Source organism: Streptomyces sp. NPDC050564 (genome assembly GCF_044457265.1).
GTDB lineage: Bacteria > Actinomycetota > Actinomycetes > Streptomycetales > Streptomycetaceae > Streptomyces.
Genome location: NZ_JBITGS010000010.1, coordinates 188,542 through 206,239, shown reverse-complemented (window position 1 = coordinate 206,239; position 17,698 = coordinate 188,542). Strand labels below are relative to the sequence as shown.

Sequence of the window (17,698 nt, the reverse complement as noted above, 5' to 3'; positions counted from 1 at the left end):
TCGGAGCCTCGGGCTCCATCGCCCGAGGAGACACACACCGCATGACCAAGCGTCACGCCGGGGGTGCGGGGCCCGCTGCGGAGCAGCCGATGTCAGCAGCCCCCGCAAGGCACGGCGCCATGCTCGCCGCGATCATTGCCGTGATCGTGTTTCTTTCCGCCGCCATATACGTCGGCGTCTCGGCCGACGAGGGCGGCGACCAGAACAACCTCGCCAGCGGCCGCGCCCCGCACAACTCCGCCGCCCCCGCCTCCACCGGCACCTGGGTCGGCGCCTGGTCGGCCTCCCCCGTCGGAGCCGAGCCCGGCACCGAGACGACCGGCATGGCGGGCCACTCCGTGCGCAACGTCGTGCACGCGAGCGCCGGTGGTACGAGTGCCCGCGTCACGCTGTCCAACCTCTACGGGCAGCAGCCGCTGAGCATCACCCACGCCACGATCGCCGTCGCCGCGACCGTGAACAACGCCGCCGCCGTGACCGACACCATGCGTCGCCTCACCTTCGGCGGCGGCACCTCGGTCATCATCCCGGCCGGCGAGCAGGTGATGAGCGACGCCGTGCGCGTGCGGATCCCGCACGGCTCGGACGTCCTCGTGACGACGTACACGCCCACCCCGTCCGGCCCGGTCACCTACCACCCGCACGCGCGACAGATGTCGTACGTCGCCGACGGCGACCGCACGGAGGACGTGACCGGCACCGCGTACACCGAACAGAGCGAGTACTGGCGCTATCTGACCGCCCTCGACGTGCTGAGCGACGAGTCGGCAGGCACGGTCGTCGTGCTGGGCGACTCGCTCACCGACGGCATCACCTCCACGGTCGGGGCCAACCATCGTTGGACCGACGCCCTTTCGGACCGGCTGCGCGACGCGGCGGGGTCCGACGACGTGCCGCGCTACAGCGTCGTCAACCAGGGCATCAGCGGGAACCAGATCCTCGCCGCGGGGCTCGGCCGCCCCGCCGACAACCCAAGTGGCCTCTCCCGCTTCGGGCGTGACGTGCTCGACCGTACGAACGTCAAGGCCGTCGTCATCGATCTCGGGGTCAACGACATTCTGCGCAATCCGCATCAGGTGGATCCCCGGACCGTCACCGACGGGCTGCGGAAGCTGGTGCGGCAGGCGCACGCCCGCGGACTGCGGGTCGTCGGGGCCACTCTGATGCCGTTTCAGGGGCACCGGGGGTACACGGACGCGCGGGACGCAGTGCGGCAGGCCGTCAACGCGGAGATCCGGGCGGGGAAGGTGTACGACGCCGTCGTCGACTTCGACGCGGCGCTTCGTGATCCTTACAACCCCCGGCGGCTGCGGGGCGATTACGACTCGGGGGATCACTTGCACCCCAGCGACAAGGGGTACAAGCGGATGGCGGAGGTGTTCGACCTGGAGGACTTGAAGGGGTCGGCTCCGGCGCAGCTGTAGTGGTCCTTCGGCTGCGGGTTCGTTGTGGCCGGTCACGCACACGCGGCGGAGCCGCACCATGTCACAGCCCCGCGCCGCTGAAGGGGCGCTCCGACCGGCCGCGGGTCAATAGTCGCCGTGACGGCGCCTGTCCCGGGCCTCTCGGCGCTCCCGGTGGCGTTCCCTGCGCTCCTCGTGCCGTTCGCGGCGCTCCTCGTGGCGTTCGCGGATCAGGTCGCGGGCCTCGTCGAGCGCGTCGTACATGTCGCCGAGACCGTCGCTCCGCGCCCCCTGGGACCCCTGCAACTCCTTGCGGGCCGCCTTGCGTTCCAGCTTCTCCTGGCGGCGCTCCTCCTTGATGCGGAGCCGCTCGGCGCGGGTCAGCTTGCGTTCGACGCCGACGCCGCCCCAGAAGGCGAAGCCCGTGACGATCACGCGCGGGGCGCCGGGCTCCCCGGGCTGACCCTCCTCGCGGTGGTCGAAGCCGCCCATGATGCCGATGCCGCGCACGACGACCTCGACGCCGGGCGGTACGACCACGTTCACCCCGCCCATGACGGCGACGCAGTTGATGACGACCTCGCGGTCCGCGAAGTTCGCCTCGCGCAGGTCGATCTCACCGCCGCCCATGAAGGCGAAGGAATTGAAGCGCCGCGGCACGGTCCAGCGCCCCTTGCGCTCGAACCCGGACAGGATCGCCACACCCCACGAGGACGAACCCTCGCCGCCGACGATCCGCGCCGCCCAACTCCCGCTCGCCACAGGCTGCTTGACCATGGAGACGGGGGCCGCGGTCGCCGCGCCCGGCAGATCACGGGTGATCGGCGTCAGCTCCCCGTACGTGCGCGCCTTGTACGTCGCCTCCAGCCGCTCCTCGAACTCCTCCATGTCGAGACGGCCCTCCGCGAGGGCGTCCCTCAGCTGTTCGGCGACTCGTTCACGATCGGCGTCGGAGGCACGCAGCTCCGGGAGTTCGTCGTCGGTCATGTACAGCAGCCTACGAGTTCCCCGGCCCCTGGGCCATGCGGCCCGCCAATCCGCGAAGACTCGCTACGAGACCGCTTTCTCCGCGCCACTTTGTGCGTACATCTTGGCAATGACCGCCTCGATGTCCGGCTCCCGCACCGAAAGATCCACCAGCGGATACTCCGCCGCGATACGCGCCACGAGCGGAGCCGCCGACCGAGCCGCGGGGAAGGCGAGCCACTGCCGCGGCCCCTCCACCTTCACCACCCGCGCCGACTCCACCTCGATCGGCGGCAGCTCCCGCTCCAGGTCCACGACCAGCGTCCGCTCGCTCTCCCCCACCTCGTGCAGCCCGGTCAGCGGGCCGTCGTACATCAGCCGCCCGTGGTCGATGACCATCACCCGCCGGCACAGCTGCTCGATGTCGGTGAGGTCGTGCGTGGTGAGCAGGACGGTCGTGCCCCGCTCGACGTTCAGCTCGCGCAGGAACTCCCGGACCCGCGCCTTGCTGATCACGTCGAGACCGATGGTCGGCTCGTCGAGATAGAGGACCTCCGGGTCGTGCAGCAGCGCGGCCGCGATGTCGCCGCGCATCCGCTGCCCCAGGGAGAGCTGGCGCACGGGCACATCCAACAGGTCGGCCAGTTCCAGGAGTTCGACACAGCGGTCGAGGTTCTCGCGGTAACGCCCGTCCGGGATCCGGTACATGCGGTGCATCAGGCGGTACGAGTCGATCAGCGGGAGGTCCCACCACAGGGTCGTACGCTGCCCGAACACGACCCCGATGCGCTGCGCGAGCCGCGTCCGCTCGCGCGACGGGTCGATGCCGGCGACCCGTAGCCGGCCGCCGCTCGGGGTGAGGATGCCGGTCAGCATCTTGATGGTGGTGGACTTGCCCGCACCGTTCGGGCCGATGTAGCCGACCATCTCACCGCGCGGCACGGTGAAGGAGAGGGAGTCGACGGCGCGCACCTGCCGCCGCTCACTGCGCAGGAAGCCGGTCTTCTTGCGCACGTCGAAGACCTTCTCGACACCGTCGAGCTCAATGAAGTCACCCTCCGCGCCGCTGAATTGACCGTCCACTCCGACTGCCACGTCCAACTCCCCTAACTCCCCGTACTTCGATACGACCGAAGGCCGGCACGCCAGGCGACCCCGGCCAGCGCACAGCAGCCCGCCGCCACCAGCGGCGGTGTGAAGGCGACCCACGTCGGCAGGTCGAGCGGATAGGGCCGGCCCAGCACGTACAGCGCGGGCAGCCAGTTGACGAAGGCGAGCGGGAGCACGAAGGTCACCCCGCGCAGCAGGTCCTTGGCGAAGACGGTCGGCGGGTACTGCAGGAGCGTACCGCCGCCGTACGTGAAGGAGTTCTGCACCTCGGAGGCGTCCTGCGCGACGAACTGGAAGGCCGCGCCCGCCACGAACACGGCCGAGAAGATGACGCCGCCGCTGAGCAGCATCAGCGGGATCATCAGCAGCCGGAGCGGGGTCCAGGAGATGTCGAGTACGGCGATGGCGTACCCGAGGACCAGCAGTCCCTGCGTGATCCTGCCGAGGCGGCGCAGCGCGAAGCGGTCCGCGGCGACCTGGGCGAGAACGGGCACGGGGCGCACCAGGAGCGTGTCGAGCGTTCCGTCGCGCACCCGGCGCCCGAGCCGGTCCATCGAGCCGAGCGCCAGGTCGGCGATCCCGAAGGCGGTGCCCGCGACGCCGTACAGGAAGGCGACCTCGGGCAGCGAGTAGCCGCCGAGCCGGTCGACCTGGGAGAACATCAGCAGGATCGCGACGAAGTCGAGCGCGGTCGCCGCGAAGTTGCCCAGGGTGGTCATCGCGAAGGAGGCGCGGTAGGCCATCGTGGAGCGGATCCACATGGCGGCGATCATGCGGTAGGCGCGCACTCCCTCCCGCAGGCGGGCGTACGCCCCCTTCCCGGCCCATGACGCGTACCGCTCGTCCACCGGGCCGAGCGGCTCGAAGAAACCCCTAGCCACCCTGCACCACCACCCTGCGCGTAGCCACCGACTGGACCAGCCGCCCGGCCGCCAGCAGCCCGACCGCCCAGGCGGCCTGGAAGGCGTACGTGCCCAGCGGATCGGCGGTGCCGAGCAGGACGTCCACCGGCGCCTGGATCAATGACGACCAGGGCAGGGCCCGTACGAACTCGCCGAGGGCGCCCGGGAAGACATTGAGCGGCAGCAGCATCCCCGAGCAGAAGATCCCCGCGATCCAGGCGAGTTGGGCCGCACCCGCCCCGTCCAGGAGCCAGAACGCGGACAGCGCCACCAGGAAGCGGAGGGCGAAACTGACGACCACCCCGAGGGCCACCGCGACGAGAAAGGCGACCCAGGTCAACGGGGAGGCGGGCAGGGAGAGATCGAAGAAGACCGCGCCGAAGGCGAGCGGGATCACCCCGCGACCCAGCAGGTGGAACAACGCCCGCCCCGCGTCCTGGGCCAGCCACCACAGCTGGAGGTCGGCCGGCCGGTACAGGTCGATCGCGATGTCCCCCGTACGGATTCTCTCGATCAGCTCGTCCTCGAAGCCGCCGCCCATCACCGCCACCACCATGAGCAGCGCCTGGCCCAGCCACACATAGGTGAGCGCCTGCGCCTGGTCGTAGCCGCCGAGGTGCGGTTTGGTGTCCCACAGCGCGATGAAGACGTACGCCAGGATCAGCCCGAAGACCGTGTTGGTGAACACCCCCGCCGCCGTGGCCGTCCGATAGGTGGCGAAGCGCCGGAACCCGCCCACCGCGACGGCCGCGTACAACCGCCCTGTGCCCACAACCCCGCCCCTCTTCGCCGCGTTGAGCCAAAGCGCAGGAGCCTAGCCCCGAATTGACGTGGCCCGCCAGGCATTTTCCGGGCCCGAAGCGTGCCGGGCCGAGGGAACGGAACCCTTGGTGCGACAGTCTTCAAGAGGGGGCGCATAAGGCGTACGAGGGCGTACGGGAACGTACGCACGCGAAACAGGAGTCCGGCGACAAATGAGCAACGAGCCGCAGCCGCAGCAGAACAGCCAGGGCTGGGCACCCAGGGATCCGGCACCGGGTCCGGGATCGGCCACGGCAACGGGACCGGGTCCGGGTCCGGCCATGGCAACGGGACCGGGCCCGGGACCGGTGCCGCAGGGTGCACCGGGCAAGCCCGGCAAGAAGCAGAAGCGGCAGCGCACCGGGTGGCGCCGGCTCGTCCCGACCTGGCGGATCCTGCTCTGCACGCTCCTCGGCGTGATACTGCTCCTGATCGGCTTCTTCGCGCTCGGCTACTACCTGGTGAAGATCCCGCCCGCGAACGCCGCCGCGACCAAGCAGAGCAACGTCTACCTGTACGCGGACGGCAGCCAACTCGCCCGCGACGGCGAGGTCAACCGGGAGAGCGTGTCGCTCGCGCAGGTCTCCAAGGACGCCCAGCACGCGACTCTCGCCGCCGAGGACCGCGACTTCTACTCCGAGTCGGCCGTCGACCCGCAGGCGATGATCCGCGCCGCCTGGAACACGGTCACCGGCAAGGGCAGGCAGTCCGGCTCGACGATCACGCAGCAGTACGTGAAGAACTACTACCTGGGCCAGGAACAGACCGCCACGCGGAAGTTCAAGGAGTTCTTCATCTCCATCAAGCTCGACCGCGAGAAGAGCAAGGACGACATCCTGGAGGGCTACCTCAACACCAGCTACTTCGGCCGCAACGCGTACGGCATCCAGGCCGCCGCCCAGGCCTACTACGGCGTCGACGCCAAGAACCTGACGGTCGGCCAGGGTGCCTACCTCGCCGCGCTCCTCAACGCGCCCAGCGAGTACGACGTGATCGCGCACCCCGAGAACAAGGCCGCGGCCGTCGCCCGCTGGAACTACGTACTCGACGGCATGGTCAAGAAGAAGTGGCTGACCCCGTCGGACCGGAACAACGTCAAGTTCCCGATGCCGAAGCAGGCCAAGGGCTCGGCGGGCATGTCGGGGCAGCGCGGCTATCTCGTGCAAGCCGTCAAGGACTACCTGACGAGCAACAAGATTCTCGACGAGGACACCCTCGCCACCGGCGGCTACCGCATCACGACCACCCTGCAGAAGCCCAGGCAGGACGCCTTCGTGAAGGCCGTCAACGACCAGGTGATGGACAAGCTCGACAAGAAGGACCGCAAGGTCGACAACTACGTCCGCGCCGGCGGCGTCGCCATCGACCCGTCCAGCGGCAAGGTCGTCGCGATGTACGGCGGCATCGACTACACCAAGCAGTACGTCAACAACGCGACCCGCCGCGACTACCAAGTCGGCTCCACCTTCAAGCCGTTCGTGTTCACCTCCGCCGTGCAGAACGGCTCGACGACGCAGGACGGCCGCGCCATCACGCCGAACACCATCTACGACGGCACCAACAAACGCCCCGTGCAGGGCTGGAACGGCGGCTACTACGCGCCCGAGAACGAGGACGGCCGCTCATACGGCGACATCACCGTGCGCACCGCCACCGACAAGTCGGTGAACGCGGTGTACGCGCAGATGGCCGTGGATGTCGGCTCGGACAAGGTCAAGCAGACGGCCGTCAGCCTCGGCATCCCGTCCAACACCCCGGACCTGACCGCCTCCCCGTCCATCGCGCTCGGCTCGGCCACCGCCAGCGTCCTCGACATGACGGAGGCGTACGCCACACTCGCCAACCACGGCAAGCACGGCACGTACACACTCATCGAGAAGATCACCAACGACGGGGCGGCGGATGTGCAGCTCCCGGCCAAGGACACGAAGCAGGCAGTGAGCCGGGAGGCCGCGGACACGACCACCTCCATGCTGCAGAGTGTCGTCGAGGGCGGCACGGGCACGGCCGCGCTGGCCGCCGGCCGCCCCGCCGCGGGCAAGACCGGCACAGCCGAGGAGGACCAGGCCGCCTGGTTCGCGGGCTACACCCCCGACCTCGCCACCGTCGTCTCCGTCATGGGCCAGGACCCCGAGACGGGCGCCCACAAGCCCCTGTACGGCGCGCTCGGCCAGAACCGCATCAACGGCGGCGGCTACCCCGCGCAGATCTGGGCCCAGTTCACGAAGGCCGCCCTCAAGGGCACCCCCGCGACGGGCTTCGACCTCCAGCTCCAGCCGGGCGCCGAGCAGCAGCAGCTCCCGACGCTCGAACCCAGCACGACGCCCACCGAAGGCCAGGACGACGGCGGCACGGGGACCGGCGGCCAGGACACCGAAGGCCAGACCCAGGGCCAGACCGAGGGGCAGACCGAGGGCCAGACCCAGGGCCGGACCGAAGGGCAGACCGAGGGCCAGACCGAAGGGCAGTCCCAAGGCCAGACCGAGGGCCAGACGAACGGCGGCACCACCACCGGGGACACCTCGGACGGTGGCACCACCACGGGCGGGACAACGGACGGCAGCACCTCGGACGGCGGAACCACGGACGGCGGGACCACGGGGACCACCGCCGGGGCCGGGCCGCTCAGCGGGCTCACCTCACGAAAACACTGAGGAGGAAGGCCGGGAGCACTGAGCAAGGCCCGGCCCGGCCGATCAGTGCCCGGAGGTGACCTTCAGGCCCACCACGGCCACCAGCAGCAGACAGACGAAGAAGATCCGGGCGGCGGTCGCCGGCTCACCGAGTACGACCATGCCGAGCACCGCCGCCCCCGCCGCGCCGATGCCGACCCAGACGCCGTAGGCGGTGCCGATGGGCAGGGACTTGGCGGCGTAGGACAGCAGGACCATGCTCGCGATGATGCCCGCGCCCGTGAGGACGCTCGGGACGAGGCGGGTGAATCCGTCGGTGTACTTCATACCGATCGACCAGCCGACCTCCAGCAGACCGGCGACGAGCAGCAGGACCCAGGCCATGAGAGGCACCTCCGTGATCGATCAACAGGGGTGCGTCGTCTTTGCCCGGAGGCTCTTTCGCTCTCCGCCCGGTACGGCGCGTCTCGTCGGGGTCCTTCAAAGGTAGCAAAGAAACAGCAAAGGGGGCCGGTGACGAGGGTCACCGGCCCCTTTCACCTGCGATCCACAGGCAAAGACAGTCGTTACAGATACAGGCCGGTCGAGTCCTCGGACCCCTCGAACCGGTCCGCGGCCACCGCGTGCAGATCCCGCTCACGCATCAGCACATACGCGATCCCGCGCACCTCGACCTCGGCGCGGTCCTCCGGGTCGTACAGGACGCGGTCGCCCGGCTCCACCGTCCGGACGTTCTGCCCGACCGCGACGACCTCGGCCCAGGCGAGACGCCGGCCGACGGCCGCCGTCGCGGGGATCAGGATGCCACCGCCGGAACGCCGCTCGCCCTCGGCGGCGTCCTGCCGCACCAGCACGCGGTCGTGCAGCATCCGGATGGGCAACTTGTCGTGTTGGGTGCTGTGCTTTTCCCGATTGGCGCTCACGCCCCGAACCTACCTGCCCTCGGCCGCTTTCGTGCGTCGGAGGGTCAGCCCTTGCGCCGCCGCGAGCCCAAGGTGAACAGCCCGACGACCCCCACCACGACCAGCGCCACCGGCACGATGCGCTCCAGCCGCGGCGCGCCGTCCTCCGTCACGAGCTGGCCCTTCACATCGCTGACGACACGGTTGACGCCGACGTAGGCGCGGCCCAACGTGTGATCGACATGGGAGGCGACCCTGGCCTTGGCGTCCCCGACGATCGTCTTCGGGTGCACGCGCACGCCGATCTCGTCGAGCGTCTCCGCGAGCGTTTCGCGGCGGCGCTTGATGTCCGCCTCGATCTGCGCCGGAGTCCTGGTATCCGACGTTCTCGACGTATCCGACACCGCGCTGCCTCCGTGGTCGTGTCTGAAGTCCCTGCAGTCGACAGTCTGTCAGCTCGGACCGAGCCGCACCCCTCGGCACCCCCCATTACGCTCGTTCCGTATCCGTATCCATTCCCCGGCCACGTGAGGTACCGATGAGCGAGCGACTTCAGCCCGGCGACACCGCCCCAGCCTTCACCCTGCCCGACGCCGACGGCAACGAGGTCTCCCTCGCCGACCACAAGGGCCGCAAGGTCATCGTCTACTTCTACCCGGCCGCCCTGACCCCCGGCTGCACCAAGCAGGCCTGCGACTTCACGGACAACCTCGACGTCCTCGCGAGCGCCGGCTACGACGTCATCGGCGTCTCCCCCGACAAGCCCGAGAAGCTCGCCAAGTTCCGCGAGAAGGAGAACCTGAAGGTGACGCTTGTCGGAGACCCCGACACGACTGTCATCGAGGCCTACGGCGCCTACGGCGAGAAGAAGAACTACGGCAAGACGTACGTCGGCGTCATCCGCTCCACGATCGTCGTGGACGAGGAGGGCAAGGTCGAGCGGGCCCTGTACAACGTGAAGGCGACGGGTCACGTGGCGAAGGTCATCAAGGACCTGGGGATCTAGGCCCGTCGAGGCCCGTCCGAACGAGATCCAGACATCGCGCGGCAGGTTCGGTCGACCCATGACCGGCCTGCGCTCCTCGGTCCAGGCATGTGTCCCGGCCCGAAAGGCTTGACTGCTGATCAGCAGGACACCAAGGGACGTGACCATCCGATAAATCGTTCGTTACTCCGTGCGAGGTCACGAACGTGTGACCGGAACGGAGGGACAGCATGCCGGTCAGCCCGTACACCGAGGAGCGCCTGGAGGAGGCAGCCCGTTCGTCGCGGACGTTGTCGGAGGCACTGACGAAGCTCGGGGTGGATCCGAGGAGTTCGACTCGGAAGTACATCCGGGGACGGATGAAGAGGCTGGGGGTGAACACGTCCCACTTCGAGCGCGAGGGAACGCGCTGGAGCAGAGAGGTACTCGCACCCGCCGTGGCGGCATGCGGGTCAGTGAACGACGTACTCCGCCATCTCGGCCTGGAAGTTGTGGGCGGCCCGGGTTTCCCGACAACGGCAGCCGAAGGGCCGCCTTGAGCGAATGGATCGAGCAAGACGGGCTCTCGATCACTCACTTTCTCGGGCAAGCCCATCGGCGAGGAAGACCCGGGACCACACCGGTGAGACATGCGGAGGACATCCTCGCCAAGCACGACGGACCGCATCGCACACGCACGGTTTTGCTGCGCCGAGCCCTGTCGGAGATCGGTGTTCCTGAGCGGTGCGACGAGTGCGGGACTCCACCCGAGTGGAACGGCAAACCCATGACACGGGAGATCGACCACATCAACGGCGACTGGAGCGATGATCGACGCGAGAACCTGCGGCTGTTGTGTCCCAACTGTCATGCGATCACCAGCACCTGGTGCAGGGGAGACAGCCGAAGCGGGGGAACGGCGTGACAGAAACCCTTACTCAGCGACAGCCCCGTGACCGGTACGATGTCAGACGGCTAGCGGCGGTGGCGCAACGGCTGACGCAGCAGACTTAGGATCTGTGGCCCGTGAAACGGCTTGAGGGTTCGAATCCCTTCCGCCGCACAGCAAACGGCCTGCGAATCGAAGGATACGCAGGCCGTTCTCGTGCGTGGCCTCAGCCCAACAGCTCCCGCACCACCGGCACCAGCGCCCGAAACGCTTTCCCCCGGTGGCTGATCGCGTTCTTCTCCTCCGCGCTCAGCTCCGCGCAGGTGCGTGTCTCCCCCTCCGGCTGGAGGATCGGGTCGTAGCCGAAGCCGTTGGTGCCCCTGGGGGCGTGGCGGAGGGTGCCTCGCAGTTGGCCCTCGACCACTCGCTCCGTGCCGTCCGGCAGGGCGAGGGCCGCGGCGCAGGCGAAGTGGGCGCCCCTGTGGGACTCGTCGATGTCGGCGAGCTGGGCGAGGAGGAGGTCGAGGTTGGCCTTGTCGTCGCCGTGGCGGCCGGACCAGCGGGCGGAGAAGATGCCGGGGGCGCCGTTCAGGACGTCGACGCAGAGGCCCGAGTCGTCCGCGACGGCGGGCAGGCCCGTGGCCTGCGCCAGGGCGTGGGCCTTCAGCAGGGCGTTCTCGGCGAAGGTGACGCCGGTTTCCTTGACGTCGGGGATGTCGGGGTAGGCGTCCGCGCCGACGAGGTCGTGGGTGAGACCTGCGTCGGCGAGGATCGCCTTCAGCTCGGTGATCTTTCCGGCGTTACGGGTGGCGAGGATCAGGCGGGTCATGGTCGCCAGTATCTCCGAGTTCACCCGTCGGCTTACGGCGTGCAGACCTTCGTCAGTTCGCCCGCCGCGTCCGTGACCGGGCTGATGTCGGGGGTGTTGTCGCCGTTCTTGACGGCCGTACGGACATTGCCGACGGCCTTGTTGAGGTCGTCGACCGCCTTGTTGACGTCGGCGTTGTCCGTCTTGTCGCCGATCTTGTCGAGGTTCTTCTCTATCGAGTTGAGGGACTCGTCGGTCTGCGTCGGGTCGTTCGCCGCGTTCTCGACGGCCTGTTGGAGGTCGGTGACGCTGTCGGCGATGGAGTCGGCGGTCTGGACGCAGTCCAGGGCCTTGTCGACCGCGTCGCAGCCGACGGCCGCCGGCAGGGCGACGAGTGCGGCGACGACGGCGAATGCGGCGGTGCGGCGGCGGTGGCGCGCGGCCATGGAACGGTCCCTCCCCGTGGGCATGATGTGGTCCGACCCCGTGGTGCGGTCGGCTCGACCGGTGATGCGGTCGGCTCGCCCCCGTGACGTGATCGGCGGGGCGCACGGCTGGACCGTACGCCCGTACCTCTAAGAACGCTAAGGGTTAACGCGCGGTTGCCTCGATCGTCGCTTCCAGGGCCGCGCGCTGGATGGCCGCGAGTTCGTCGCAGCCCGCGACCGCCAGGTCCAGCAGCGCGTTGAGCTCCTTGCGGTCGAAGGGCTCTGCCTCCGCGGTGCCCTGGACCTCGACGAAGCGGCCGTCGCCGGTGCAGACGACGTTCATGTCGGTGTCGGCCTTCACGTCCTCCTCGTAGCAGAGGTCGAGGAGCGGGACTCCGCCGACGATGCCCACGGAAACGGCGCTCACCGTGCCGGTCAGCGGTTTGCGGCCCGCCTTCACCAGCTTCTTGCCCTGCGCCCAGGTGACCGCGTCGGCGAGCGCCACGTACGCGCCGGTGATGGCCGCCGTACGCGTGCCGCCGTCGGCCTGCAGGACGTCGCAGTCGAGGACGATGGTGTTCTCGCCGAGCGCCTTGTAGTCGATGACGGCGCGCAGCGAGCGGCCGATGAGGCGGCTGATCTCGTGGGTACGGCCGCCGATCTTGCCGCGTACGGATTCGCGGTCGCCGCGGGTGTTGGTGGCGCGGGGAAGCATGGAGTACTCGGCGGTGACCCAGCCCTCGCCGCTGCCCTTGCGCCAGCGCGGGACGCCCTCGGTGACGGAGGCGGTGCAGAACACCTTGGTGTCACCGAAGGAGACGAGGACGGAGCCCTCGGCGTGCTTGCTCCAGCCACGCTGGATGGTGATGGGGCGCAGCTGTTCGGGGGTGCGGCCGTCGATTCGAGACATGCCGATGAGCCTAGCCGTATACGGGTGAGGGGCTGCCGCCGGTAACGGAAGCAGCCCCTCAGGGGTGAGCCGGAGGTCCGAAGGACCCCGGTCTCACATCATGTCTTCGATCTCCCCGGCGATCGGGTCGGCGTCCGTGCCGATGACGACCTGGATGGCGGTGCCCATCTTGACGACTCCGTGGGCACCGGCGGCCTTCAGGGCGGCTTCGTCGACCAGCGAGGGGTCGTTCACCTCGGTGCGCAGGCGGGTGATGCAGCCCTCGACCTCTTCGATGTTGTCGATGCCGCCGAGCCCGGCGACGATCTTCTCAGCCTTGGTGGCCATGTCCTACTCCCTGATCCGAACCGCTTTGTCGCAGTAACCCACAGTTGGCCCATCTTCGCGAGCGGTCATGTCGTACGTACCGAATGATGGCGATCACGACAGAGCGACCGGTCGCCAACTGGTCTACACCAGTGTGCGGGCAGTCGCCAAACCGGCCCCGCCGGGAGGACACCGATGAGTGCCGACAGCGCTGTCTCGCCCGCGCGCGCCCGTTGGAACACTCTGTTCCAGGGCCTGCAGAAGATGGGTCGCAGCCTTCAGCTCCCCATCGCGGTGTTGCCGGCCGCCGGCATCCTCAACCGGCTTGGCCAGCCGGACGTGTTCGGCCCCGACGGGCTCGGCTGGGACAGCGTCTCCAAGGTCATGAAGGGCGCGGGCGGCGCGCTGCTGGACGGCGAGCTCGGGCTGCCCCTGCTGTTCTGCGTCGGTGTCTCCATCGGCATGGCGAAGAAGGCGGACGGGTCCACCGCGCTGGCGGCGGTCGCGGGGTTCCTCGTCTACTTCGGCGTGCTGCACGAGTTCCCGGAGCGCTGCGCACAGCAGGCGAAGGTCATCCAGGACATCGGCTGCCAGGCACCCGACTTCTCCGTGACGGGGTTCACCTACCAGAATCCGGGGGTCTTCGGCGGGATCATCATGGGGCTGCTGACCGCGCACTTCTGGCAGCGATACCACCGCACCAGACTGGTGGACTGGCTCGGCTTCTTCAACGGGCGCCGACTGGTGCCGATCATCATGTCGTTCGTGGCCATCGCGTTCGCCGCGCTGTGCCTGTGGATCTGGCCGCCGATCGGTGACGCGCTGGAGAGCTTCAGCGACTGGCTGGTGGGGCTGGGCGCCTGGGGTGCCGGCGTCTTCGGTGTGGCCAACCGCGCGCTGCTCGTGATCGGGCTGCACCAGTTCCTGAACGTGCCCATCTGGTTCCAGTTCGGCAGTTATACGACGCCGGAAGGCCAGGTGAAGCACGGTGACATCAACATGTTCCTGGCGGGCGACCCGAGCGCGGGCCAGTTCACCTCGGGCTTCTTCCCGATCATGATGTTCGCGCTGCCCGCGGCGGCCCTGGCGATCACGCACTGCGCACGGCCGAACCGCCGCAAGGAGGTCGGCGGGCTGATGCTCTCGGTGGCGCTGACCTCGTTCGTCACGGGCATCACCGAGCCGATCGAGTACTCCTTCCTGTTCGTCGCGCCGCTGCTGTACGTGGTCCACGCGTTGCTCACGGGTGCGTCGATGGCGGTGACCTGGGGGCTGGGGGTGCACGACGGGTTCAGCTTCTCGGCAGGCCTCATCGACTACGTCATCAACTGGAACCTGGCGACGAAACCGTGGGCGATCATCCCGATCGGACTGTGCTTCGCCGCCGTGTACTACGTGATCTTCCGGTTCGCGATCACGAAGTTCGATCTGACGACGCCGGGGCGGGAGCCGGAGGAGGAGCGGGAGGACATCACCAAGGCGTAATCCGCACGACGTCGCAGCCTCGCGCCCCTTTCCGGGGCGCTTTTTGTCATGCGCCGAACCGCTTCCGGAACCGCTTCTTCCCTTTATGGTCCAGGCCACAAAATTCGCGGGTTCCTTATCCAGCCTTCACCGTGCTACAACAGGTCTACACCACTGAGTGGTGTAGACCACGCCGTCCCAACCCCCTTGTCCCCTGGGCGGCGCCTTGCCCTCCCCCAGCCTCCGGCCGGGGGGACCCCCAGGAGGAAGTTGTGTCCACGGCCAGCGCCGCTCCCGCGGCCGACAAGAAGAAGGGCGCCGGCGCGATGGCTGTTCTGCAGCGCATCGGCCGAAGCCTGATGCTGCCGGTCGCCGTTCTGCCCGCCGCCGCGCTTCTGGTGCGCCTCGGCAATGCTGACATGCTCGGCCGCCCGTCCTTCCCCACGTTCCTCACCAAGATCGCCGGCTTCATGTCGGCCGGCGGCAACGCGATCCTCGACAACATGGCGCTGCTGTTCGCCGTGGGCATCGCGATCGGCTTCGCGAAGAAGTCGGACGGCTCGACGGCGCTGGCGGCCGTGGTGGGCTACCTGGTCTTCAAGAACGTGCTCGCCACGTTCACCGACAAGAACCTGCCGAAGGTCGCCACGGCCGTCGACGGCAAGGTGGTCATGGTCGACGCCCCGGTGGACGCCAAGGTCCTCGGCGGTGTGGTGATGGGCATAGTCGTCGCCCTGCTGTACCAGAAGTTCTACCGGACCAAGCTGCCCGACTGGGCGGGCTTCTTCGGCGGCCGCCGGCTCGTCCCGATCCTCTCCGCCTTCGCGGGCCTGCTGATCGGCATCGTCTTCGGCTACATCTGGCCGGTCCTCGGCACCGGTCTGCACAACTTCGGTGAGAAGCTGGTCAATTCGGGTGCGATCGGCGCCGGCATCTTCGGCGTCGCCAACCGCGCGCTGATCCCGATCGGCATGCACCACCTGCTGAACTCCTACCCCTGGTTCCAGGCCGGCGAATATCACGGCAAGAGCGGTGACATCTCGCGCTTCCTGGCCGGTGACCCGAGCGCCGGACAGTTCATGACCGGCTTCTTCCCGATCATGATGTTCGCGCTGCCCGCCGCCTGCCTCGCGATCGTGCACTGCGCCCGTCCCGAGCGCCGCAAGGTCGTCGGCGGCATGATGTTCTCGCTCGCGCTGACCTCCTTCGTCACGGGTGTCACCGAGCCGATCGAGTTCACCTTCATGTTCATCGCGCCGGTCCTGTACGCGATCCACGCGGTGCTGACCGGTGTCTCCATGGCGCTGACCTGGGCCCTCGGAATGAAGGACGGCTTCGGCTTCTCGGCCGGCGCGGTCGACTTCGGCCTGAACCTCGGCATCGCGACCAACCCGTGGGGCCTGGTCCTGGTGGGCCTGTGTTTCGCGGCGGTCTACTACGTGGTCTTCCGCTTCGCGATCACCAAGTTCAATCTGCCGACGCCGGGCCGCGAGTCCGACGAGGAGTTGGCGGAGCTGCAGAAGGCCGAGGCCAAGTAGCCTCCCCGACACGCGACAAGGCCCCCGGAGCGATCTCCGGGGGCCTTGTCGTGCGTAGGGGTCCGGCCGTCAGATCTCGTACGACAGTCCGGGCATCGCCAGTTCCGCCGGACCCGTGTACGCCGCCCGCGCGTCCTCCAGATTGATCTGCGGGTCCGTCCACGGCGGAACGTGGGTGAGCAGCAGGCGGCGGGCGCCGGCGCGGGCGGCGGTCTCGCCCGCCTCGCGGCCGTTGAGGTGCAGGTCGGGGATGTTCTCCTTGCCGTGGGTGAACGCGGCCTCGCACAGGAACAGGTCGGTGTCGCGGGCGAGTTCGTCCAGGGCCTCGGTCACTCCCGTGTCCCCGGAGTACGTGAGCGCATTCCCCTCGTGCTCCACTCGGATGCCGTACGCCTCCACAGGGTGGCGCACCCGCTCCGTGTGCACGGTGAACGGGCCGATCTCGAAGGTGCCCGGCTTGACCGTGTGGAAGTCGAAGACCTCGCTCATCGAGGAGGCGGTGGGGGTGTCCCCGTACGCGGTGGTCAGGCGCTGCTCGGTGCCCTCGGGTCCGTAGACGGGGAGCGGATCGCAGCGGCCGCCGTCATGGCGGTAGTAGCGCGCGACGAAGTACGCGCACATGTCGATGCAGTGGTCGGCGTGCAGATGGCTGAGGAAGATCGCGTCGAGGTCGTAGAGACCGCAGTGGCGCTGCAGCTCGCCAAGGGCACCATTGCCCATGTCGAGAAGCAGCCGGAAGCCGTCGGCCTCTACGAGGTAGCTCGAGCAGGCCGATTCCGCGGACGGGAACGACCCGGAGCAGCCGACGACGGTGAGCTTCATAAGAGCTGGAACCTCCGCGCTGGCAGGAAGTGCAGAGAGTAGATGCGGGCTGCAGATACTCGGAGCAGTTACGGAAAACGGGGGTCGTGCGGTCCGTCGAGCGTAAGGCGCAAAAGGGCCGGTCGCTCCTCCGCCAGGGGCCGTTGTGGGCGAACTCACCTGTGCTGTCACCGGTTCGGATGGACGTGGAGTGGGCCGAGCCCCGGCGGGTCGCTCCGGGCAGGGGGCGGGCGGGGATACGCGCCGGTACCTTCTTCGGTATGGACACGTCCTGGTGGCTCGCGCTGGCGGCGGTGGTGCTGCTCGCGTTGGTCGCGACGCTGGTGGACGGCTGGGGGCGCCGTGGGCGTCGGCCTGCCCGGCGTACCCGTCCGCCCGGACGGGCGGGTCTGCGGCGGGGCGCGCCTCGGCCGCGGCCGGCGGAGATCTGGTGGGCGAACGTTCCGTACGAGGACGGGCCAGGGGTCAAGGACCGACCCTGTCTGGTGCTGGCCGTGCGGGGGGATCGCGCTACCGTCGCGAAGATCACCAGCAAGTACCACGATGAGCGGGCCGGAGTGATTCCGTTGCCGCCGGGGGCCGTGGGGGACGCGCACGGGCGGGCGAGCTTCCTGGAGACGGATGAGCTGCGGGACGTCCCGGTGTGGGACTTCCGTCGCCGGGTGGGGATCGTGGACCCGGTGCTGTGGGACCAGGTGCGCTACCTGGCGGGCTGAGGCGAGGTGCTGGACGGGGGGGGGGGGCCCGCCGCGCCCGGGGGGGGGGGGGGCCCGCGCGCTGTGTTTAAAAAATGGGGTGTGGGGGGGAGCGCCCCCGGAAAGGTCGGGGGGTGGGGGTGGGGGGGGGAAAAAA

General features: G+C 68.9%; 19 protein-coding genes, 1 tRNA gene and 1 riboswitch. Of the genes, 8 read left to right on the top strand and 12 right to left on the bottom strand.

Features of this window, described 5'->3' with window-relative positions:
• The first annotated feature begins 41 nt into the window (after positions 1–41).
• The gene (locus tag ACIBK0_RS18260) at positions 42–1,424 is read left to right on the top strand and encodes an SGNH/GDSL hydrolase family protein (protein WP_399080769.1); all 1,383 of its coding nucleotides are present in this window, start codon (positions 42–44) and stop codon (positions 1,422–1,424) included.
• A 105-nt stretch (positions 1,425–1,529) separates the two neighbouring features.
• Here the strand turns inward: ACIBK0_RS18260 and ACIBK0_RS18255 are convergent, their stop codons facing one another.
• From ACIBK0_RS18255 to ACIBK0_RS18240, 4 genes are all read right to left on the bottom strand, one after another.
• Positions 1,530–2,390, bottom strand: a complete 861-nt coding sequence (locus ACIBK0_RS18255) for a DUF1707 domain-containing protein (RefSeq protein WP_399080767.1) — start codon at positions 2,388–2,390, stop codon at positions 1,530–1,532.
• Positions 2,391–2,453: 63 nt separating this feature from the next.
• A complete protein-coding gene (locus ACIBK0_RS18250) occupies positions 2,454–3,464 on the bottom strand; it encodes an ATP-binding cassette domain-containing protein (protein WP_399080765.1) in 1,011 nt (336 codons plus the stop codon).
• Positions 3,465–3,475: 11 nt separating this feature from the next.
• Entirely contained in the window at positions 3,476–4,327 is an 852-nt protein-coding gene (locus ACIBK0_RS18245) for an ABC transporter permease (protein WP_399080949.1), read from the bottom strand.
• Between the two features lie 25 nt (positions 4,328–4,352).
• Positions 4,353–5,153 carry an ABC transporter permease gene (locus ACIBK0_RS18240; RefSeq protein ID WP_399080763.1) on the bottom strand — a complete coding sequence of 267 codons (801 nt, stop codon included), beginning with the start codon at positions 5,151–5,153 and terminating at the stop codon, positions 4,353–4,355.
• Between the two features lie 202 nt (positions 5,154–5,355).
• Between ACIBK0_RS18240 and ACIBK0_RS18235 the strand changes: the two genes are divergently transcribed.
• Positions 5,356–7,836, top strand: coding sequence for a transglycosylase domain-containing protein (locus tag ACIBK0_RS18235; protein WP_399080761.1), 2,481 nt, complete (start codon positions 5,356–5,358; stop codon positions 7,834–7,836).
• Positions 7,837–7,878: 42 nt separating this feature from the next.
• On the opposite strand, the gene sugE is transcribed toward ACIBK0_RS18235, so the two are convergent.
• The 3 genes from sugE to ACIBK0_RS18220 form a co-directional block, all read right to left on the bottom strand.
• Complete coding sequence (sugE, locus tag ACIBK0_RS18230; protein WP_399080759.1) at positions 7,879–8,199, bottom strand: quaternary ammonium compound efflux SMR transporter SugE; 321 nt, start codon at positions 8,197–8,199, stop codon at positions 7,879–7,881.
• Positions 8,200–8,228: 29 nt separating this feature from the next.
• Positions 8,229–8,315, bottom strand: a riboswitch (guanidine-III (ykkC-III) riboswitch).
• Between the two features lie 66 nt (positions 8,316–8,381).
• Positions 8,382–8,684 (bottom strand): co-chaperone GroES, encoded by a 303-nt coding sequence (locus tag ACIBK0_RS18225; RefSeq protein WP_187285621.1) that lies wholly within the window; start codon positions 8,682–8,684, stop codon positions 8,382–8,384.
• 98 nt (positions 8,685–8,782) lie between these two features.
• Complete coding sequence (locus ACIBK0_RS18220) at positions 8,783–9,121, bottom strand: DUF3618 domain-containing protein (protein WP_399080756.1); 339 nt, start codon at positions 9,119–9,121, stop codon at positions 8,783–8,785.
• Between the two features lie 134 nt (positions 9,122–9,255).
• On the opposite strand from ACIBK0_RS18220, the gene bcp reads away from it, so the two are divergent.
• From bcp to ACIBK0_RS18205, 3 genes are all read left to right on the top strand, one after another.
• Positions 9,256–9,723, top strand: coding sequence for a thioredoxin-dependent thiol peroxidase (gene bcp / locus ACIBK0_RS18215; RefSeq protein WP_399080754.1), 468 nt, complete (start codon positions 9,256–9,258; stop codon positions 9,721–9,723).
• Between the two features lie 424 nt (positions 9,724–10,147).
• On the top strand, positions 10,148–10,606 hold the full coding sequence (locus tag ACIBK0_RS18210; protein ID WP_399080752.1) for an HNH endonuclease: 459 nt from the start codon (positions 10,148–10,150) through the stop codon (positions 10,604–10,606).
• Between the two features lie 53 nt (positions 10,607–10,659).
• Positions 10,660–10,744, top strand: a tRNA-Leu gene (locus ACIBK0_RS18205).
• A 52-nt stretch (positions 10,745–10,796) separates the two neighbouring features.
• On the opposite strand, the gene rdgB is transcribed toward ACIBK0_RS18205, so the two are convergent.
• The 4 genes from rdgB to ACIBK0_RS18185 form a co-directional block, all read right to left on the bottom strand.
• The gene (gene rdgB, locus ACIBK0_RS18200) at positions 10,797–11,399 is read right to left on the bottom strand and encodes an RdgB/HAM1 family non-canonical purine NTP pyrophosphatase (protein ID WP_399080750.1); all 603 of its coding nucleotides are present in this window, start codon (positions 11,397–11,399) and stop codon (positions 10,797–10,799) included.
• A 32-nt stretch (positions 11,400–11,431) separates the two neighbouring features.
• Positions 11,432–11,824: a hypothetical protein gene (locus ACIBK0_RS18195; protein ID WP_399080748.1), complete on the bottom strand. Its 393-nt coding sequence runs from the start codon at positions 11,822–11,824 to the stop codon at positions 11,432–11,434.
• 145 nt (positions 11,825–11,969) lie between these two features.
• Positions 11,970–12,716, bottom strand: a complete 747-nt coding sequence (gene rph / locus ACIBK0_RS18190; protein WP_399080746.1) for a ribonuclease PH — start codon at positions 12,714–12,716, stop codon at positions 11,970–11,972.
• A gap of 93 nt (positions 12,717–12,809) precedes the next feature.
• A complete protein-coding gene (locus tag ACIBK0_RS18185; RefSeq protein ID WP_362501359.1) occupies positions 12,810–13,043 on the bottom strand; it encodes a PTS glucose/sucrose transporter subunit IIB in 234 nt (77 codons plus the stop codon).
• A 174-nt stretch (positions 13,044–13,217) separates the two neighbouring features.
• Here ACIBK0_RS18185 and ACIBK0_RS18180 point away from each other — a divergent pair, with 174 nt between their 5' ends.
• A complete protein-coding gene (locus tag ACIBK0_RS18180) occupies positions 13,218–14,507 on the top strand; it encodes a PTS transporter subunit EIIC (protein ID WP_399080743.1) in 1,290 nt (429 codons plus the stop codon).
• Between the two features lie 251 nt (positions 14,508–14,758).
• Positions 14,759–16,024 (top strand): PTS transporter subunit EIIC, encoded by a 1,266-nt coding sequence (locus ACIBK0_RS18175; protein ID WP_399080741.1) that lies wholly within the window; start codon positions 14,759–14,761, stop codon positions 16,022–16,024.
• 69 nt (positions 16,025–16,093) lie between these two features.
• Here ACIBK0_RS18175 and ACIBK0_RS18170 read toward each other — a convergent pair whose 3' ends face one another.
• Entirely contained in the window at positions 16,094–16,846 is a 753-nt protein-coding gene (locus ACIBK0_RS18170; RefSeq protein ID WP_399080739.1) for an MBL fold metallo-hydrolase, read from the bottom strand.
• 260 nt (positions 16,847–17,106) lie between these two features.
• On the opposite strand from ACIBK0_RS18170, the gene ACIBK0_RS18165 reads away from it, so the two are divergent.
• The gene (locus ACIBK0_RS18165) at positions 17,107–17,562 is read left to right on the top strand and encodes a type II toxin-antitoxin system PemK/MazF family toxin (protein WP_399080737.1); all 456 of its coding nucleotides are present in this window, start codon (positions 17,107–17,109) and stop codon (positions 17,560–17,562) included.
• Positions 17,563–17,698: the final 136 nt, after the last annotated feature.

Coding starts and splice junctions, on each gene's coding strand:
- ACIBK0_RS18260 (WP_399080769.1), top strand. CDS start 42: ATGACCAAGCGTCACGCCGGGGGTGCGGGGCCCGCTGCGGAGCAGCCG.
- ACIBK0_RS18255 (WP_399080767.1), bottom strand. CDS start 2,390: ATGACCGACGACGAACTCCCGGAGCTGCGTGCCTCCGACGCCGATCGT.
- ACIBK0_RS18235 (WP_399080761.1), top strand. CDS start 5,356: ATGAGCAACGAGCCGCAGCCGCAGCAGAACAGCCAGGGCTGGGCACCC.
- sugE (WP_399080759.1), bottom strand. CDS start 8,199: ATGGCCTGGGTCCTGCTGCTCGTCGCCGGTCTGCTGGAGGTCGGCTGG.
- ACIBK0_RS18225 (WP_187285621.1), bottom strand. CDS start 8,684: ATGCTGCACGACCGCGTGCTGGTGCGGCAGGACGCCGCCGAGGGCGAG.
- bcp (WP_399080754.1), top strand. CDS start 9,256: ATGAGCGAGCGACTTCAGCCCGGCGACACCGCCCCAGCCTTCACCCTG.
- ACIBK0_RS18210 (WP_399080752.1), top strand. CDS start 10,148: ATGCGGGTCAGTGAACGACGTACTCCGCCATCTCGGCCTGGAAGTTGT.
- rdgB (WP_399080750.1), bottom strand. CDS start 11,399: ATGACCCGCCTGATCCTCGCCACCCGTAACGCCGGAAAGATCACCGAG.
- ACIBK0_RS18195 (WP_399080748.1), bottom strand. CDS start 11,824: ATGGCCGCGCGCCACCGCCGCCGCACCGCCGCATTCGCCGTCGTCGCC.
- rph (WP_399080746.1), bottom strand. CDS start 12,716: ATGTCTCGAATCGACGGCCGCACCCCCGAACAGCTGCGCCCCATCACC.
- ACIBK0_RS18185 (WP_362501359.1), bottom strand. CDS start 13,043: ATGGCCACCAAGGCTGAGAAGATCGTCGCCGGGCTCGGCGGCATCGAC.
- ACIBK0_RS18180 (WP_399080743.1), top strand. CDS start 13,218: ATGAGTGCCGACAGCGCTGTCTCGCCCGCGCGCGCCCGTTGGAACACT.
- ACIBK0_RS18170 (WP_399080739.1), bottom strand. CDS start 16,846: ATGAAGCTCACCGTCGTCGGCTGCTCCGGGTCGTTCCCGTCCGCGGAA.
- ACIBK0_RS18165 (WP_399080737.1), top strand. CDS start 17,107: ATGGACACGTCCTGGTGGCTCGCGCTGGCGGCGGTGGTGCTGCTCGCG.